The organism is candidate division KSB1 bacterium, assembly GCA_022562085.1.
Taxonomy (GTDB): domain Bacteria; phylum Zhuqueibacterota; class Zhuqueibacteria; order Oceanimicrobiales; family Oceanimicrobiaceae; genus Oceanimicrobium.
On the sequence record JADFPY010000357.1, the window covers coordinates 1 to 4,640 of the forward strand.

General features: G+C 46.3%; 4 protein-coding genes. All 4 read left to right on the plus strand.

Annotated elements, in window-relative coordinates; all coding sequences use genetic code 11:
• Nucleotides 1-341 (plus strand): hypothetical protein (locus IH879_20100; protein ID MCH7677231.1); only part of this gene is annotated, 341 nt, incomplete at its 5' end.
• A 237-nt stretch (nucleotides 342-578) separates the two neighbouring features.
• Nucleotides 579-2,909, plus strand: a complete 2,331-nt coding sequence (ligD, locus tag IH879_20105; GenBank protein MCH7677232.1) for a non-homologous end-joining DNA ligase — start codon at nucleotides 579-581, stop codon at nucleotides 2,907-2,909.
• 90 nt (nucleotides 2,910-2,999) lie between these two features.
• Nucleotides 3,000-3,857 carry a Ku protein gene (locus IH879_20110; protein ID MCH7677233.1) on the plus strand — a complete coding sequence of 286 codons (858 nt, stop codon included), beginning with the start codon at nucleotides 3,000-3,002 and terminating at the stop codon, nucleotides 3,855-3,857.
• Nucleotides 3,858-3,910: 53 nt separating this feature from the next.
• Nucleotides 3,911-4,543, plus strand: coding sequence for a tetratricopeptide repeat protein (locus tag IH879_20115; protein ID MCH7677234.1), 633 nt, complete (start codon nucleotides 3,911-3,913; stop codon nucleotides 4,541-4,543).
• The last annotated feature ends 97 nt before the right edge of the window (nucleotides 4,544-4,640 follow it).

Sequence of the window (4,640 nt, forward strand, 5' to 3'; positions counted from 1 at the left end):
GTATGGCAATACATCAGAGAAAATTTAAAGGGTCCGGCGCGGGTAGCTATTTAACGTACGCCACAAATCCCTTTCATTTTGCACTGTATGCCATCGGCTATTTTTGGGATTTGCAGGATATTTTTTTTCTAAGGGTGCTCGGGTTGCAGGTTTCCATCCACAAAGCCACGCTCCAAAGCGAGCTTCACCAAAGCGAGCTTTTGGAGTTTGATGCTCAGTTGAAAGAGAGAAGTAGCTATTTCAAAATTCTTAAGGATTTTAATTGGCTACGTATCAGGCACCAATTCTCGGACAAGACAAATGAAGCCATCATGAAAATATTGTTTGAGGAATTTAAATAAACGGGTCGTGGCTCAAACCAACCCTAAAACCCAAGTCACTGATGAAACCCTGATTTCTTTTAGAGGATTAAAAAATAGAGCCTAAGACAATCTGTGAAAATCAGTGTTAATCCGTGGCTAAAAAGATATTTACCATGGTAAACTCTAAACCGGGATTAACTTGAGTGGTTTAAAAAAATATTGCAAAGCCCGCAAATAATCTTTATCTCTTAGCAAATTAATGAGTTAGAGCAGATTATGGCCAGAACATCCCAACTTGTTCAAATCGGCAAGCGCAAAATCGAGCTTTCGAATTTGGAGAAAGTTCTTTTTCCCGATGACGGTATTCTCAAAGCAGAAATCATTCAGTACTATCTGAAAATTGCGCCCACGCTTCTCACCCACGCCAAAGGCCGGGCGATTTCGCTGATACGCTTCCCGGACGGCATTACAGGCGAACGCTTTTTCCAGAAAAACTTACCCCACTGGACCCCAGACTGGATCGAGCAGGTCCCACTTGGTGAAGCTGATAAGAAAATCAATTATATTTTAGCCACCGAAGAAGCCTCTCTCGTCTGGCTGGCAAATCTCGCCTGCCTCGAGCTGCACCAGTATCATTCGCGCAAGCCGCATTTTGACAAGCCGGATTATTTTGTCTTTGACCTCGACCCTCCTGAAGGCGGCCCCTTCGAAAGCGTGGTTGAAATTGCCCTCAATTTAAAGGAGCCCATCGAAAGTTTTGGCTACCACCCGTTTGTTAAAACCACAGGCGGCAAAGGGTTGCACATCGTTGTGCCAATTGAGCAGAAATGGGATTTTCACACGACCTTTGAGGCAGCTCAGGACATCGCAAAACCGTTTGTCGAAAAGTACAGCAAAACCACCACGCTGCACATCAAAAAGGAAGCGCGCAAGGGCAAAGTCCTGGTCGATATTTACCGCAATCGCTCAAGTCAATCAATTGTTTCTCCTTACAGTATTCGCGGTGTGCCGGGCGCGCCAGTTTCCATGCCCCTGCAATGGGATGAGCTGGAAAGTGTAAAAGACCCGAAAGTTTATAATCTCCACACGTCCCTGGAGAAATTATTGAGTGAAGGGGATGCCTGGGAGGGATTTGGCGCTTACGCCATTCACCTGCACACCAAGCGCAAAGCCGAAAAGAACGTTAGAGCTGTCAAAACTGCACGGACTTACAAAACCCCGGAGCAGCTCGAAAATTATAAGAAGAAAAGAAAGTTCAAAAAAACTTCCGAACCGCGGCCGGAATTCGCGGGGGGAGATGGTAACGGGTTTGTGATCCATAGGCACCATGCCTCCCGGCTGCATTACGATTTGCGCCTGGAGCAGGACGGCACCTTGAAATCATGGGCGGTGCCGAGAGGCCTGCCGCCACGACCCGGCATCAAACGCCTGGCAGTTCACGTTGAAGATCACCCGATGAAATATCTAACATTCGAGGGCGAGATTCCCAAAGGCGAGTACGGAGGCGGCATGATGTGGATTTACGCGTTGGGAAAATATGAAATCACCAAAGAGAAGAAAGACGGCTTTTATTTCCGCCTGCAGAGTCCGCAGTTAAATGCAGAGTATAGGATTTATAACACCAAAGATAAAGATTGGCTGCTCGAGCGCCTCGATTCACCTCAAATAAATTGGGTGCAGGATGAAATCGAGCCCATGCTTGCGAGCAGCCAAAGCCAACCGCCCACCTCCGGGGATTATATTTATGAAGTCAAGTGGGACGGCATCCGCGGGATGATTTCTCTGGACGAAGGAGAAATAAAAATTCGCAGCCGGAATCAAAAAGACCTCACTAAGCAGTTTCCCGAACTGGCAATACCGGATCAAGCATTCCGGGCGACCTCCGCCCTGTTCGACGCCGAGATCGTCTGTCTTGAAGAAAACGGTATGCCCAGTTTTAAGAACGTTATACACCGAATGCATCAACGATCCGAAGGTGCGATCGAGCGAGCGAGCGCCAAATACCCGGTGGTTTGTTATGTTTTCGACTGTCTCTATTTGGATGGACGGCCGCTTGTGAATGAACCGTTGATGAGACGCCGCGAATGGCTGGCAGATGCGATTCGCAAAGACACGCCTTACCGGGTGAGCGAAGTGGTTACCGAAGGCAAAGAGTTTTTTGAAGCCGCAAAAAAGATGGGCCTCGAAGGAATTATGGCCAAAATTCGGGACAGCAAATACCTGCCCGGCAAACGCAGCACAAGTTGGCTGAAAATCAAATCACGCCAAACCGCTGATTGTGTGATTATCGGTTATACGCAGGGCAAGGGAAACCGCGAAGAGCTTTTTGGAGCACTCCAACTCGGATATAATAATGGCAGCGGCTTGCAATATGTCGGAAAAGTCGGTACCGGCTTCGATACCAAGATGATGAAAAGCGTCTTCTCTGAACTGAAGAAAATCAAAAAAGCTCCAAGAGCCGTGGCAGAAAAACCGATAGACGACGCTAAAACCGTATGGATTGAGCCGAAACTTTTCTGTGAAATCCAGTATGCTTCGATGACGCCAAACGGGACTTACCGCGAGCCGGTGTTTGTGCGGCTGCGGCCGGATTTGGCGTCTGAATAAGTATACGACCCAATTTTTTGCTTGATTTTCGGGGACTTTTTTCTTTCCTTTAGAAATTATAGAGATTAGTAACAACCTCGGAGGTGATTTATGAGAGCAATCTGGAAAGGGCACATCCGGTTTTCACTGGTGACGATTCCGGTGCGCATTTACAACGCGATTGAAACTTCGGAAACCATTCGCTTCAATCAGCTGCACAAAGAAGACAACGGCCCGATTGGCTATGAAAAAAAGTGCAAGAAATGCAACGAAGTGGTCAAGAACGAAGACATCGTGAAAGGGTACAAATATGAGCCGGATCAATACGTCATTATAGAAAATGAAGACTTCGACAAGGTGAAGCTCAAAAGCACCAAAATTATCGAAATCGAAGGGTTTGTAAATGCTTCAGAGGTTCCTCACACTCTTTTCAACACCCCCTATTTTGCCGGACCCGACGGTGAAGTAGCGGAAAAAGCTTACACGCTGCTTTGTCAAACATTGAAAAAAAGCGGCAAAATGGGCATCGGACGGGTGGTGTTGCGCGACCGCGAAAATGTCATGCTCATGACCGCACAGGAAAACGGCATTATGTTGTATCGGCTTCGTTACCCCAAGGAAGTTCGCAATATTCAAGACGTGCCGATGCTAAACGGCATGGTTGCTAATCCTGAAGAGTTAAAGCTGGCACAAACCCTCGTTGATTCCATGACCACATCATTCGACAAAATTGAGCTGCAGGATCGCTATAAAGGCGCGCTTCGGGATATGATCCTGGCGAAAATAGACGGACAGGAAGTTGTCACCGTAGTGGAAGAAGAGAAGCCCGTTGTGGATATCATGACCGCTTTGAAAGAGAGCATCGATCAGGCAAAAGACGAGAAGAAACCGATGAAAAAAGCTACCGGCAAGAAGAAAGACGCTGCGGTAGCAAAACCCTCGAAAGCCAAGAAACAGAAAATAGCATAAAAATCGAGGAGCGAGAAGCGAAGAGCGAAACATGAATAAAAGTGAAAAATATCATGGGTAAGATTTTACACTTACCTGCAACTCAACATGTAAAGCTCGGTTTCGAGCGGGTCAAAGTTAAAAAAGGGCGGAAAAAAGACCCGGAAAAGCATGGGCAGATGAACATGTTTTCGCCTGCTTCGGAACAGCACCCGGCCCGTATTGTCAGTCTGCCTTCGAGATTTAGCCCATTTGAAGAAGCGTTGCTATTGGATGAACGCGGCGAAAAGAAGGCAGCCGAATCCTACGAGAAAGCCATCTCCAATGGTGATTCCGTGGCTGACGCTTATTGTAACCTCGGAATTTTAGAATCAAAAGCCGGCAAAACAGAAAAGGCATTCGACTGTTTTACCAAATCATTAAAAGAAGACCCCCGTCACTTAGAATCCCACTACAATCTCGCCAACCTTTATTTCGATATGGACAACCTCCGCCTCGCGCAGCAGCATTATGAAATTGCCACTCAAATCGATCCCAAGTTTCCGAATATTTACTTTAACCTTGGACTTGTGTTGGCAATTAATGAAAATCTTCAAGAAGCAGTTGATGTGCTTGTAAGGTATCAAAAGCTCGTCCCTAAAGAGGAAGGTTGTAAAGCGGACGAGCTATTGGCGAGTCTCAAGAGTTCGGTGGCGGTTCAAAAGTAAAAATGCCTAATCTATTTTGTTATCCAAAAAGAAATGATTTCACATATTGATAAATGAAAGTCCGAGATCTTATTAAGATAATACATAATGATGGTTG